This window comes from Pseudomonas sp. MAG733B, assembly GCF_036884845.1.
Lineage (GTDB): Bacteria > Pseudomonadota > Gammaproteobacteria > Pseudomonadales > Pseudomonadaceae > Aquipseudomonas.
The window spans coordinates 1245863-1259147 of record NZ_CP145732.1; the positions used below are offsets into that span (position 1 = coordinate 1245863).

Sequence of the window (13285 nt, forward strand, 5' to 3'; positions counted from 1 at the left end):
CTGGCACAGGGGAATCATGTTGCGCTTATGCAACACCCGGGGCTCCAGGAGATAGGTCATGTCTTTTTCGAAGCTGGTTCAGAAGGTCAAATCGGAAGTCGTGTTTTACAAGGGGCTGCTCAAGGATAGCGAGGGTGCTTCGGGTATCGAATATGCGATTGTGGCGGCGATGGTGGCGGTAGTGATTGCCGGGCTTAGTGGGGGCATGGGCACAACTATCACGACTCTCTTCGGAACGATCAAAACTGCTTTGACCCCTGCCGTTACTCCGTAATCCAAGCGTCAGTCATTTGTTAATGCCAAAAACGGGTTCTTATGTCAGCGCTTACTTCATTGACGGTGTCGCTTATGAACTCTCCAGTATGTTCGCGCCAACAACTTCTTCTGGTCGATGATGAAGAGGATGCTTTGCTTGAGTTGGCGGAGTTGCTGGAGGGGGAGGGCTTCAATTGTTTTACTGCAACTTCGGTCAAGGTGGCGTTGCAGCATTTGACGCGTCATCCGGATATTGCGCTGGTCATCACTGATCTGCGGATGCCGGAGGAGAGTGGCATGTCGTTGATCAAGCGTTTGCGCGAGCACACGTCGCGGCAGCATTTGCCGGTGATTGTGACGTCCGGGCATGCGGATATGGACGATGTGAGTGACATGTTGCGGTTGCAGGTTCTGGATTTGTTTCGCAAGCCGATTTATCACGTGAGGTTGTTGGAGACTTTGAATAATTTGTTTCCGATGCCGCAGGTTTATTTGGTCAAGGGGTGATCTGCGTTTTGATTGATTTTGGTACATATCCGTTGCTGCGGTAACGGCGGCTTATGGTTTCGCCCTTACGGCGACTCACTTTTTTGACAAACGCCTCAAAAAAGTAAGCAAAAAAAACGCTCGCCCCTTACGTACGGCACCTCGCTAGAGCTCGGTGTTCCTTCGCTCCGGCATTCATCCGGGGGCATCGCCTCCGGTCTGCTTCGCGACGACCTCCTCTCGATGTGTGCGGCTTCGCCGCACGGCGCTACGCGCCCACCCCCGGATGAACGCCTCCACTCAGCCTGCCGATGGGGCGGGTGGATCAAAAGCGGCAGGCGAGCTAACGCTCGGCCTGTTGAGTGGTGAAGAGCTTGGGTGTACGCCGCTTTGCTCTACTGTGGGAGCTGGCTTGCCAGCGATGGCGGCCTGCCAGCCAACCAATTTCTTACGGATACACCCGTCTCCTGTGGGAGCCAGCCTGCTGGCGATGGCGCCCTCTCAGCCAACCCATCTCCTACAACTGATAACTAAAACTAACGCTATACCGCGGCCGCCGATTGAAAGTATCCAGTGCTTCCTCCGACATCGCCTTGGCCACTTCCAGCGCAATGTTGTAGTACCGGGCATCGCCAAACCGCAAACCCACCGCCGCCGATGACATGTCATTGGCCTTGACGGGCAAATCGTTGAACCAGGTCTTGGCCCGGTCCAGCACCACATACGGTTGCAGAACCCGCACCCAATTCCCCTTGCGATTGAAGCTGTAGTTGACCTCGTAGGCCACGCCCCAACCCTTGTCGCCGGACGCCTGGTCGTCGGGGTAGCCGCGCCCGAAGTTTTGTCCGCCGAACACCGCGCGCTCGCTGTCGGGCAAGGTGTCGTCGCTCCAGTACAGCGCGGCGGACAGTACGCCTTGCCAGTTGTCGAAAAACTTGTCGCTTTGCACTCCCGATAAACGCAGCCGGAAGAAGTCCAGGTCGAGGACGGTGTTGTTGGTTTTTGCGCCCATGCCGTCGATGCCCTGATACAAGCCGCCGCTGAGGATACGCAGGCGTTGCGCGTCGGCTTTGCGCCAGTCGCTTTCGAACGCCAGGGCGCGGATGTCGGTGCGTTCTTCGACGCTGAGCGGGAAGCCAACCACCTTGTAGCGGGTCTTGTCATTGACCGCATAAAGACGCGATCCGGCGCTGAGCAGTTCGTTGGGCGAGGCGATCACGGGGTGACTGAAGCCGATCGAGTAGCGATCGTTTTCCCGATGGGGTTTGAGTTCGAGGCCGTTGTCCAGTTGCACATTCGTGCCCGGGTCGGCGCGGTAGCGCGAGGCGGATAACGCCAGTTGCGTACCTTCGGTATTGAGAAACTGGTTGTAGTCCAGTCGGTAGTAATGTTCGTCATCGTCGCCCGGTGGAAACAGGCCGCTGAGGCTCAGTTGTTCGCCCATCGCCGTCTGGGAATTGCTGCTCACGCCGAGCAATGCCTGGAGGCCGTTGCGATTGTCCTCGGTGGTGCTCATCGTGCTGGTGAACGGTTTGCGGCTGGCCTGGGCGATCAGTTGGGTTGCGCCGTCGGTGGTGCCCGGTGGCGGCACTTGGGCCTGCAAGGTCACGCCGGGGATGCGGCTCATCAGTGTGGTGTAGCGTTCGAATGTTTTGCGGGTCAGTGGTCGTTCGGCCTGGAGCTTGGTCACCAGTTTATCCAGCAACCCTTTGACCCGTCCGACGTCGCCCTGCAGTTGATAATCCTTGATGTAACCCTCCACCAGCACCACGCGCGCCACGCCGTTTTCGAACGTCTGTTGTGGCAGGAAGGCGTAGGACAGCAGGTAGCCATCCTGCTGATAGCGACGCGTGATGTTGCGGGTCGCCTCGATCAGATCGGCCAGGCTGCTTTCGTGGCCCAGCAGCGGTTGATAGACGGCGGCCAGTTCGTTCAGCGGGTAGATTGTCCCGCCTTCGATCTGCACGGTCTTCAGGGTGACTTTGGTGCCCATCATCAGCGGTTGGGCCTGAGTCGCGCCGGGTTCCGGCACTTGCAGTGGCGCGGCCGTCGGACGATAAGCGTCGGCGGGCAGGTTCGGCACGGGCAGGTTGCGGATGGTTTCATTGCTGTTGAGAAAACTGGGCAAGGTGTCGGCGAGGAGGGGGGAGCTGAGGGGCAATAGCAGCAAGCAAGCCATAACGCGCATGGGACACTCCTTGTTTGCGTATGGATCTCCATGATCCAAAGAAAAGGCGGAAGACTGAGCAGGATCTTCCGCCTCCAACCAAGCGTAGGCGCTGTAGGTATGGCCGTCGATGCGGCCAGGTGCAAATCAGCGGCGGTTGCCGCCCAGTGCGCCGGTCAGTCCGCCCAGTACGCCACCGAGACCACCGGTTGTGCCAGTGCCGCCATTGACCAGGCCGCCGGCGGCAGTCACGGTTCCGCCCACGGTGGTGACTGTATTGCCCAGTGCGGTGACCACCGGGTTGGCGTTGCTGCCGGCAATCGCGCCGCCGAGGTTGGCGACCGCAGCGCCGGCCTGGCCGGTGAGGCTGGCGACGGGGGCGCCGATCCCGGTGGCGGCGCCGATGTTTTGGGTGAGCCCGGAAACGGCGGTTGTGACCGGGTTGATCGCGGTCCCAACATTCGTACCGAGTGTGGCCAGCGGCGCGGTCGGGCCGGTGTTGGCGATGCCGCTGCCGCCCAGTGCGCCACCCACCGTCGCGATCAGATTGCCGCCGGCAACTCCATTCACTCCGGCTGCACTGACCACGCCATTGGTGTTGCCGATATTCAGTCCGGTACCAACATTCACCACGGCACCACCCACCGTTTCGAGCAAGCCGCTGCCGCCCGATCCGCTGCCGTTGGACACCAGGCCGCCCGCCTTGCCGACCGCAGTGCCGGTGTTGCTCAGTGCGCCACCCAGGGTGTTGGTCAACGCATTGCCATTGCCGGCATCGGTGAGCTTATCGCCCACGCCATCGACGCTGTCGCCGACCTTCTTGACGATGCCTTTGAGCGGATCACCCAGACCGGTCGCGTCGCCGATCTTGTCGGTGGTGCTCTCGACCATGGCGATTACCGGCACCAGTTTGTTGCCGACTTCTTTGGTCACCGAGCCCAGCGGACCGGTCGTGGTGGCGGTGCTCAGGGTGTCGCCGAGCATGGTGACTTTCTCGCCGACGCCATCAAGCACGGGTGCGACTCGGGTCACTACACCGCCGACGACAGGAACACTGTTGGTGGCGGTAGCGAGTTTGCCGCTGACATCGGACACGCCGTTGCCGACATCCTGCACCACGCCGCCCACCGCCGATGCCGTGACGCCGAGGCCGTTCGGATCGGTACCCAGTTTGCCCAGGCCATTGGCGACGCCGTCGCCGAGTGTGCTGACCACATTGCCGGTTGTGTTGGCCACGCTTTGCACCACACCACCAACCACCGGCACTGAGCCCAGCGAGTCGCCGATCTGCCCGACACCCTCGCCGACGCCACTCACGGTGGTGCCGACATCCTGTATCAGCGTGGTGGTCACCAATGGTGCCGCGCCGGGGTTGGTCGGGGTGGTGGGATCTGTCGGATCTGTCGGGTTGGTGGGATTGGTCGGGTCGGTGGTGCCGCCGCCAGTGCCACCCGTTCCGCCGCCGCTGCCGCCCGTTCCTCCGGTGCCCGCCGTGGTTTCGCTGTCCGGCGAGGAACTGTCGGAGCTGCTGTGATGGCCGCCACCGCCGCTGCTGCAACCGGCCAGGCCGAGGGAGAGAATGAGCGCCAATGCTGTTGCCGATTTGCACCACACTTGTGTGTTCATGAGTGAGAGTCCTTGCACCTGTAACAACGTCGTTGTCTTCGATGGCTGACCGGTTCTGTCGCCGGCCATGTCTTCGTCCGTTGTCCACATGACAATCGCAAGGGCTCTACAACGCCACTCTCAACTTGGTATTAAACCGTTTTATACAGGCACCGGTGTGCTGCCCAAGTGCTAATACCTTGGGTATAGGCGCGGATGAAAATGCTTTTTAAATCAATGGTCGTGGATTGCTGCACAGGGCGGGATCGGGTGTTGAACACTTAAGTTATATACACCTAATTGAACATGTTTTTGAGGTGCAATTTTCCGTCAGCCAAAACCGTGTGATCGTTCTTCGCGAGCAAGCCCGCTCCCACATTGGATCTGCAGTGAACACGGATTTTGCGAACATCGGAGATCAAATGTGGGAGCGGGCTTGCTCGCGAAAGCATTCGGACAGACAACCAAAACTTCTTTGTCAGGCAACCGGCCGCCAATGCCCAACCATGTGCTCAAGATCCCCGGACCCGATCAATTGCAGATCACCACTGGACCCCGCCGCGCTGGCCAGCAATGCGACTTCGCTGGGCAGGCGCACCGGTTTCCTGAATTGCACCGCAATCTCGAAGTTCGCCGTTGGCAGATGGTCGGCCAGCGCGGCCAGTGTGCGCGCCTTGTTCCATAACCCGTGGGCGATGGCCGAGGGGAAGCCGAACAACTTCGCACTGGCCGCGCTCAGGTGAATCGGGTTGTAGTCGCCGGAGACTTTGGCGTATCGCCGGCCGATGTCGGAAGGCGCTTTCCATTGCGCGATCTGCGTCAGTGTCAGCGTCGGAACGAGCACCTCTTCGACAGGCTCGCCTTCGAGCTTGACCCCACGACAGAGCATCTGGCTCTGCGCTTCCCACAACGGCCCCAACTGATCGTCCAGGGTCGTCAGCAGATCGAAGGTCGCCCCTTTGGCGTGAGGTTGCAGGTTCTGCACCTGCACGCTGACCCGCACTCGATTGACCCCGCCCATGGGTCGCAATACGCGAATGCGATTGCTCAGGTGAATCAGCCCCAGCAGCGGAAACGGAAACTCTTTGGCGGTGAGCAATTGCATCTGTAATGCGAAAGCGAGGATGTGCGGATAGGTGGGTGGCAGCAGGCTGTTATCGGCGAAACCGCAGACTTGGCGATAGGCTGCCAGGCGTTTCGGGTCGACGTCGACCCAACAGCGCAAACCTGAATCGGGCAGGGTGGTGCCGGTTATTTTCCGTCGCGTTGCTGCTCGCGCATAAAGCCCCGGCAGGCTGGGTTCGCGGTTGAGCGTGTGCCAGTCAGTGATCATGTTTAAGCCCCCAGAACACTTTGCCCGCAGACGCGCAACGCCTGTCCGGTGAACGCGCCGGTGCCCGGTTGCGCCAGCCACGCCACCGCTTCGGCGACGTCTTGCGGCAGGCCGCCCTGGCCCAACGAACTCATGCGCCGCCCGGCTTCGCGCAGGCCGAACGGAATGTGGGCGGTCATCTGGGTTTCGATAAAACCGGGGGCCACGGCGTTGATGCTGATGCCGCGATCCTGCAGCAGCGGTGCCCAGGCTTGCGCCAGACCGATCAACCCTGCCTTGCTCGCTGCGTAGTTGGTTTGCCCGCGATTGCCGGCGATGCCGCTGATCGACGCCAGCAGAATCACCCGGCCGTCGTCGCGCAGGGTGCCGTTGTCGAGCAAGGCCTTGGTCAGTACTTGCGGCGCATTGAGGTTGACCGCGAGCACCGCGTCCCAGAATTCCGGGGTCATGTTGGCCAGGGTTTTGTCGCGGGTGATGCCGGCGTTATGCACCACGATGTCGATGCCGTCGGGCAACTGTTCGATCAATTGCGTGGCGGCGTCTTCAGCGCAGATATCGAGGGTGATGCTGCGCCCGCCGAGGCGTGCGGCGAGGGCTTCGAGATCGGATTTGGCGGGTGGCACGTCGAGCAGGATGACGTCGGCGCCGTCGCGGGCCAGGGTTTCGGCGATGGAGGCGCCGATGCCACGCGCCGCGCCGGTGACCAATGCCTTGCGCCCGGCCAGCGGTCGCGTCCAGTCACTCACCTGCGTATCGCAGGCGTTCAGGCGAATCACCTGCCCGGAGACGAACGCGCTTTTCGGCGAGAGGAAAAACCGCAGCGGCCCTTCCAGTTGTTCTTCAGCGCCTTCGCCGACATGGATCAGTTGCAAGGTGCCGCCGCTGCGCAGCTCTTTGGCCAGCGAGCGACTGAAACCTTCCAGAGCGCGTTGCACACTGGCCGCGAACGGGTCGCTCAAGGTCTGTGGATCACGCCCGAGAATCACCAGATGTGCGCAGTGATCGAGGTTCTTCATCAGTGGCTGGAAGAACTCACGTAGCTGTTTGAGCTGATCGGTTTGCACCAGATCACTGGCATCGAACACCACAGCCTTGAGTTTCGGCCCGTGACCGGGAATCCATGCGGTGGCCATCGAAGGCTCGGTGCCGTAGCTGTAGATCGCATCGGTCAGGCGGTTGGCGAAGGCGCTGACTTTCTCCGCCAGCGGCCCGCCACCGATCAGCAACGCACCGTCTACAGGCCGCAGCCGGCCTGCTTGCCAGCGTTCCAGGCGGGTCGGCGAAGGCAGGCCCAGGGCCCCGACCAGACGATGGCCGATGGAGGAATTGGCGAAGTCGATATAGCGGTCAGACATGGAACGCGCTCCGAAAGCTGGGGTTCAAAGTGTGGACCATGAATGGCGATCAGTCGTTCGATCCACGAGATTAGGCCTACGCTTGATCACAGCACATCGGTTGATCCCGAATTTTCTACGACCACGCAATCCCTGTAGGAGCCGAGCTTGCTCGCGATGGCGGCGGGTCAGTCGACTTCAATGTAGCTGAGATACCGCCATCGCGAGCAAGCTCGGCTCCTATAAGGGAGCGGTGTTCAAACTTGATTTATCGAAGGAGCTTTTCATGACTCAACTGCACCGCGTCGCGATCATCGGCGGTAACCGTATTCCTTTCGCCCGCTCCAACGGACCGTACGCCACCGCCAGTAACCAGGACATGCTCACTGCCGCGCTCGAAGGTCTGATCGAACGCTACAACCTGCATGGCTTGCGCATCGGTGAAGTGGTTGCCGGGGCAGTGCTCAAGTTGTCGCGGGACATGAACCTCACCCGCGAGTGCGTGCTCGGTTCGCGGCTGTCACCTGCGACCCCGGCCTACGACATCCAGCAAGCCTGCGGCACCGGGCTGGAAGCGGCGTTGCTGGTGGCGAACAAGATCGCCCTGGGTCAGATCGACTGCGGCATTGCCGGTGGCGTCGACACCACGTCGGATGCGCCGATCAGTGTCAGCGAAGGCCTGCGCAAGATCCTGCTGCAAGCCAATCGCGCCAAGAGCACCGGCGATAAACTGAAAACTTTCCTGCAATTGCGGCCACGGGATTTCATCCCCGAGTTCCCGCGCAACGGCGAGCCGCGCACCGGTCTGTCCATGGGGCAGCATTGCGAGTTGATGGCGCAGACCTGGAGTATTCCCCGCGAAGCTCAGGACCAACTGGCGCTGGAGAGCCATCAGAAACTCGCCGCGTCCTACGCCGAAGGTTGGCACAACGATCTGATGACACCGTTCCTCGGCCTCACCCGCGACAACAACCTGCGCCCGGATTCAACGTTGGAAAAGCTTGCCGCACTCAAACCGGCTTACGAGAAAAGCGCCAAGGGCACGCTGACGGCAGGCAACTCCACGCCGCTGACCGATGGCGCGTCGCTGGTGTTGCTGGGCAGCGAGCAATGGGCCAAGGAGCGCGGCTTGCCGATTCTTGCCTACCTGCGCGATGGCGAAGCGGCGGCGGTGGATTTCGTCAACGGTGCCGAAGGCTTGCTGATGGCGCCGGTGTACGCCGTGCCGCGCTTGCTGGCGCGCAACGGTCTGACCTTGCAGGATTTCGACTACTACGAAATCCACGAAGCCTTCGCCGCGCAAGTCCTCTGCACGTTGAAGGCTTGGGAAGATCCGGAGTACTGCAAAACCCGCCTCGGCCTCGACGCACCACTGGGCTCGATCGACCGCAGCCGACTCAACGTCAAAGGCAGTTCACTGGCGGCGGGGCATCCGTTTGCCGCAACGGGTGGACGCATTGTTGCGAACCTGGCGAAGCTGTTGGATGCGGCGGGGAAGGGGCGTGGGTTGATTTCGATTTGTGCGGCGGGCGGGCAGGGTGTGACCGCTATTATCGAGCGTTGATGTCGGACAAAACCTGTGGGAGCTAGCCTGCTAGCGATGACGGCAGCACATTCACTACTGATGTGACAGGCAGATCGTAATCGCTAGCAGGCTAGCTCCCACAGGGGATTCGCGGTGTTGAATAGATAGGGGGCATGGATTAACGTCAGCCTTATTAGCAGCTCCGCAACACAAGGCCCGTCAATGCCGACCAACGGACAAATCTCCCTCGAACGCAGCATCCCGCCGATCACCGCGCTACCGCGCCCGCTGTACGCCCGGGTGGAGAGCCTCAATGCAGGTTCGTGGACGCCGTCCCATCGCCATGACTGGGTGCAGTTTTCTTACGCCATCAGCGGCGTTCTCGGCGTGCACACCGCCGAAGGCAGTTTCTTCGCGCCGCCGCAGTGGGGGATCTGGATTCCGGCGGATCTTGATCATCAGGTGGTGACATCGATGCGCGCCGAGATGCGCAGCCTGTATGTGCGTCGCGAGGATTGCCAATGGGCCGACGGGCGTTGTCGGGTGCTGGAAGTGACACCGCTGGCCCGGGAGCTGATCAAGAGTTTTTGTTTGTTGCCGGTGGAGTATCCGCAAGGTGACAGTCAGGAAGCGCGGCTGGTGGGTGTATTGCTCGATCAATTGGCGACGCTGCCGGAAGTCGGATTCTCCCTGCCGTTGCCCCGCCATGAACGGTTGCTGGGATTGTGCAACGAGCTGATCGAAAACCCTGAGCAAAACGCGACCTTGCAGGCATGGGCAGAGCGCTTGGGCACGTCGGAGAAAACCCTGATGCGTTTGTTCCAGCGCGAAACCGGGTTGAGTTTTCGCGGCTGGCGCCAGCGTATGCGGCTGTTGTCGTCGTTGAGTTTGCTAGAGGAGGGGGACAGCGTGACCAATACTGCATTGGCCTGCGGGTATGACTCGACGTCGGCGTTTATTGCGGCGTTCAAGGGGTTGTTTGGGTTTACCCCGGGAGAATTGTTTCGCCAGTGACGGCGTCATCGCGGGCAAGCCTTGCTCCTACAAATTGGTGTGAACGTCGATATTTCATACGACGCAATACTGTAGGAGCAAGGCTTGCCCGCGATTGGCCGCGAAGCGGCCACCGGGATTCTGGATCAGGTTCTGAACCGGCGAACCAACCCATCCAGCTCATTCGACAACCCGGCAAGGCTCTGGGAATCCAGGCGCGCCGAGTTGGCCAGTTCCGCCACCAGTTGCGCATCGCCATGGATCTGGCTGATGTGGCGGTTGATGTCTTCGGCCACTTGGTGCTGTTGTTCCGCCGCCGTGGCGATCTGGGTGTTCATGTCACGGATCACGTCCACCGACTCGCGGATCTGCCCGAAACTGCTGCGTGCTTCACCGATGCGGGTGACCGATTGCTGCGACACTTCCAGGCTCGCGTGCATTTGCTGGGTCACCTGGCTGGTGCGCTTGGCGAGATTGCCCAGCAGCCCGTCGATTTCTGCCGTGGAGTCGGCCGTGCGCTTGGCCAGCGCCCTCACTTCGTCGGCCACCACCGCAAATCCGCGACCTTGTTCACCGGCGCGTGCTGCTTCGATGGCCGCGTTCAACGCCAGCAGGTTGGTCTGTTCGGCGATCGAACGAATGGTCCCGAGGATCGACTGGATGTCGTTACTGTCGCGCTCAAGCTGTTGCATCGACTGCGCTGACTGCTCGATTTCCTGGCTCAGGCGATCCACGCTGTTTACCGCCGCATCGATCTGTTGCTGACCTTCACGGGCCTGGCGCTGGCCGCTGTCCGCCGACTCGGCGGCCTGGCTGCAAGAGCGTGCCACTTCGTTGGCCGTGGCGACCATTTCGTGGAACGCCGTGGACACCATGTCCACCGCTTCACGCTGGCGCCCGGCGGCTTCGGCCATGTCGCTGGAAACCTGGGTCGAGCTCTTCGAGGTGGCGAGAATCTTGGTCGCGGCGCCGCCAATGCTTTGGATCAGGCTGCGAATCGCGGTGAGGAACTGGTTGAACCAGTTGGCCAGTTGCGCGGTTTCATCGCTGCCGCGCACTTGCAGGTTCTTGGTCAGGTCACCTTCACCTTGGGCGATGCCTTCCAGGCCGTCGGCCACGCTGCGGATCGGACGCACGATGACGCTGGCGAAACTGGCGCCGACGATGGCGAAGACCACGGCCAGCACGGTGGCGATGATCGCGATCAACCAGGTCAGTTGGGTCGCGGTGCTCATCACGTCGCTTTGCTTGATCAGGCCGATGAAGGTCCAGCCCAGTTGCTCGGACGGCCAGACGTTGGCCATGTAGCGCTCGCCGTTAAGTTCGACTTCGACCAGGCCTTTGCCGGCCTTGGCCAGTTGCGCATAACCGTCGCCGAGGCTGCCGATGGCCTTGAAGTTGTGTTCCGGTTGCTTCGGATCGACCAGTACGGTGCCGGAGTTTTCCAGCAGCATCAGGTAGCCGGTTTCGCCGAGCTTGATCTGTTTGACCAGTTCGGTGAGCTGTTTGAGCGACACGTCGATGCTGACCACGCCACCGTTGGTACCCAACTTGTTGTCGATGGTGCGTACGGTGCTGACGTAGGACGTATCGTTTTCAGCCCAGTAATAGGCCTCGGTGCGGAACGGCTTGCCCGGTTTGGCTTGGGCTGCCTTGTACCACGGACGCTGGCGCGGATCGTAGTTGGCCAGCTTGGCATCGTCCGGCCACGACACGTAACCACCGGCGGCGGTGCCGAGAATCGCGTAGGCGTAGGACGGGTGAGCGTTGCCCAGGTCCTGCAGGAAACCGAAGAGTTTTTTGTCCGCCTCGCCCTGAGGAATGCTGGCGGCGTTGGCGCTCATGTAGGTCTTGAGGCTGTCGTCGGAGTTGGTGATCAGCGGTTGCTTGGCCAGGTACTCGACGTTCTGGCTGATGCCGTCGAAGAACAGTTGCATGGCATTGCTGACCTGACGGATTTCGCGACCGCTGTTGTCGACGAATTCGTCCTTGGCATCACTGCGCAAGTTCAGCACAACGAGGGTGGCGACCAGCACCACGGGCAAGCAGGCGATGATTGCAAACGCCCAGGTCAACTTCTGTTTGATGTTCATCCGCGCTCCAGATTTTCTTGTAGGCCCACGCAGTGCAGATGACTCGCGGTTTTTTGGCAGCCGTAAACGTTTTTTGGTCAACCCGGGTCCATGAGTGCGACATCGCTATTGTTGGTGCTGCGATTGTCGGACAAATCAGTTTGTCACTAAGGACTTCGGCTGTTGTCGGAGGAAATTGAGGCCTGTTCCGAAAAATCCTGCGAACGGTCGTGTCCAGGTGTCAGCTTCTGTCACAAATGCCCATGCAACCCGCGGACAACAAGTGCTTCAGGCTCGGTTATGATCCGGGGCGGACGGGGGATGGAGCGCAGGTTTTCGTGATGAAACCGGCACATTGTGTGCATCTGCAATGTTCATAGGTCGGCACCCCCTCCCCCGATTGGGTGGATTGCCGTATAACGAATGACTTTCGCGTGTTTGGTAATAAAGGACCCACAATAAAAGCTGATGAAGACTCCAAAACGCATTGAACCCCTGATCGAGGACGGTCTGGTCGACGAGGTGCTGCGCCCACTCATGAGTGGTAAAGAAGCAGCTGTTTACGTGGTGCGCTGCGGTAACCAGTTACGTTGCGCGAAGGTCTACAAGGAGGCGAACAAACGCAGTTTCCGTCAGGCGGCCGAGTATCAGGAAGGCCGCAAGGTGCGCAACAGCCGTCAGGCCCGGGCCATGGCCAAGGGTTCCAAGTTTGGTCGCAAGGAAACCGAAGACGCCTGGCAGAACGCCGAAGTGGCAGCACTGTTCCGCCTGGCCAACGCCGGTGTGCGAGTGCCCAAGCCGTATGACTTCCTTGAAGGCGTGCTGCTGATGGAACTGGTGGCCGACGAGTACGGCGATGCCGCGCCGCGTCTGAACGACGTGGTGCTGGAACCGGACCAGGCGCGCGAGTATCACGCGTTTCTGATTTCGCAGATCGTGCTGATGCTGTGTACCGGCCTGGTGCACGGTGACCTGTCCGAGTTCAACGTGCTGCTGACTCCGACCGGCCCGGTGATCATCGACTTGCCGCAAGCCGTGGATGCGGCGGGCAACAACCACGCGTTCAGCATGCTGGAGCGGGATGTGGGCAACATGGCGTCCTATTTCGGCCGGTTTGCGCCGGAGCTGAAAAAGACCAAGTACGCCAAGGAAATGTGGGCCTTGTTCGAAGCGGGCACCTTGCACCCGGCCAGCGTATTGACCGGCGAGTTCGACGAACCGGAAGAGTTGGCCGACGTGGGCGGCATCATGCGCGAGATCGAGGCCGCGCGCCTCGATGAAGAGCGCAAGCAAGCGGCCCGTGCCGCTGATGACGCACCACCCAACAAAGCCGAAGAGCCGCCTCCGCCGTGGATGCAGTGATCGGTTAAAGAAAAACCCGGCTTCGGCCGGGTTTTTTTATGCACCACACAAATTCAATGTGGGAGCGGGCTTGCTCGCGAATGCGGTTTGTCATTCAGCATTTGTATTGACTGACACATTTCATTCGCGAGCAAGCCCGCTCCCACAGGATAT

The 13285-nt window shown here is 60.7% G+C and carries 10 protein-coding genes; 5 read left to right on the forward strand and 5 right to left on the reverse strand.

Annotated elements, in window-relative coordinates; all coding sequences use genetic code 11:
- Positions 1 to 58 precede the first annotated feature (58 nt).
- A complete protein-coding gene (locus tag V6Z53_RS05630) occupies positions 59 to 274 on the forward strand; it encodes a Flp family type IVb pilin (protein WP_338584540.1) in 216 nt (71 codons plus the stop codon).
- A gap of 74 nt (positions 275 to 348) precedes the next feature.
- Positions 349 to 762 carry a response regulator gene (locus V6Z53_RS05635; RefSeq protein ID WP_338584541.1) on the forward strand — a complete coding sequence of 138 codons (414 nt, stop codon included), beginning with the start codon at positions 349 to 351 and terminating at the stop codon, positions 760 to 762.
- A 496-nt stretch (positions 763 to 1258) separates the two neighbouring features.
- On the opposite strand, the gene V6Z53_RS05640 is transcribed toward V6Z53_RS05635, so the two are convergent.
- The 4 genes from V6Z53_RS05640 to V6Z53_RS05655 all read right to left on the reverse strand — a co-directional run bounded on the left by V6Z53_RS05640 (position 1259) and on the right by V6Z53_RS05655 (position 7201).
- Positions 1259 to 2929 carry a POTRA domain-containing protein gene (locus tag V6Z53_RS05640; protein WP_338584542.1) on the reverse strand — a complete coding sequence of 557 codons (1671 nt, stop codon included), beginning with the start codon at positions 2927 to 2929 and terminating at the stop codon, positions 1259 to 1261.
- Between the two features lie 126 nt (positions 2930 to 3055).
- Positions 3056 to 4534: a collagen-like triple helix repeat-containing protein gene (locus tag V6Z53_RS05645; RefSeq protein ID WP_338584543.1), complete on the reverse strand. Its 1479-nt coding sequence runs from the start codon at positions 4532 to 4534 to the stop codon at positions 3056 to 3058.
- Between the two features lie 457 nt (positions 4535 to 4991).
- Positions 4992 to 5846: a MaoC/PaaZ C-terminal domain-containing protein gene (locus tag V6Z53_RS05650; protein WP_338584544.1), complete on the reverse strand. Its 855-nt coding sequence runs from the start codon at positions 5844 to 5846 to the stop codon at positions 4992 to 4994.
- A gap of 2 nt (positions 5847 to 5848) precedes the next feature.
- Positions 5849 to 7201, reverse strand: a complete 1353-nt coding sequence (locus tag V6Z53_RS05655) for a 3-oxoacyl-ACP reductase (RefSeq protein ID WP_338584545.1) — start codon at positions 7199 to 7201, stop codon at positions 5849 to 5851.
- A gap of 265 nt (positions 7202 to 7466) precedes the next feature.
- On the opposite strand from V6Z53_RS05655, the gene V6Z53_RS05660 reads away from it, so the two are divergent.
- Together V6Z53_RS05660 and V6Z53_RS05665 are read left to right on the forward strand one after the other, a co-directional pair.
- Complete coding sequence (locus V6Z53_RS05660; RefSeq protein WP_338584546.1) at positions 7467 to 8744, forward strand: acetyl-CoA C-acetyltransferase; 1278 nt, start codon at positions 7467 to 7469, stop codon at positions 8742 to 8744.
- 183 nt (positions 8745 to 8927) lie between these two features.
- Complete coding sequence (locus V6Z53_RS05665; protein WP_338584547.1) at positions 8928 to 9719, forward strand: helix-turn-helix transcriptional regulator; 792 nt, start codon at positions 8928 to 8930, stop codon at positions 9717 to 9719.
- 125 nt (positions 9720 to 9844) lie between these two features.
- On the opposite strand, the gene V6Z53_RS05670 is transcribed toward V6Z53_RS05665, so the two are convergent.
- Complete coding sequence (locus V6Z53_RS05670) at positions 9845 to 11791, reverse strand: methyl-accepting chemotaxis protein (RefSeq protein WP_338584548.1); 1947 nt, start codon at positions 11789 to 11791, stop codon at positions 9845 to 9847.
- Between the two features lie 447 nt (positions 11792 to 12238).
- Here V6Z53_RS05670 and V6Z53_RS05675 point away from each other — a divergent pair, with 447 nt between their 5' ends.
- Positions 12239 to 13132: a PA4780 family RIO1-like protein kinase gene (locus V6Z53_RS05675; protein ID WP_338584549.1), complete on the forward strand. Its 894-nt coding sequence runs from the start codon at positions 12239 to 12241 to the stop codon at positions 13130 to 13132.
- Positions 13133 to 13285 lie beyond the last annotated feature (153 nt).

Coding starts and splice junctions, on each gene's coding strand:
- V6Z53_RS05630 (WP_338584540.1), top strand. CDS start 59: ATGTCTTTTTCGAAGCTGGTTCAGAAGGTCAAATCGGAAGTCGTGTTT.
- V6Z53_RS05635 (WP_338584541.1), top strand. CDS start 349: ATGAACTCTCCAGTATGTTCGCGCCAACAACTTCTTCTGGTCGATGAT.
- V6Z53_RS05640 (WP_338584542.1), bottom strand. CDS start 2,929: ATGCGCGTTATGGCTTGCTTGCTGCTATTGCCCCTCAGCTCCCCCCTC.
- V6Z53_RS05645 (WP_338584543.1), bottom strand. CDS start 4,534: ATGAACACACAAGTGTGGTGCAAATCGGCAACAGCATTGGCGCTCATT.
- V6Z53_RS05650 (WP_338584544.1), bottom strand. CDS start 5,846: ATGATCACTGACTGGCACACGCTCAACCGCGAACCCAGCCTGCCGGGG.
- V6Z53_RS05655 (WP_338584545.1), bottom strand. CDS start 7,201: ATGTCTGACCGCTATATCGACTTCGCCAATTCCTCCATCGGCCATCGT.
- V6Z53_RS05660 (WP_338584546.1), top strand. CDS start 7,467: ATGACTCAACTGCACCGCGTCGCGATCATCGGCGGTAACCGTATTCCT.
- V6Z53_RS05665 (WP_338584547.1), top strand. CDS start 8,928: ATGCCGACCAACGGACAAATCTCCCTCGAACGCAGCATCCCGCCGATC.
- V6Z53_RS05670 (WP_338584548.1), bottom strand. CDS start 11,791: ATGAACATCAAACAGAAGTTGACCTGGGCGTTTGCAATCATCGCCTGC.
- V6Z53_RS05675 (WP_338584549.1), top strand. CDS start 12,239: ATGAAGACTCCAAAACGCATTGAACCCCTGATCGAGGACGGTCTGGTC.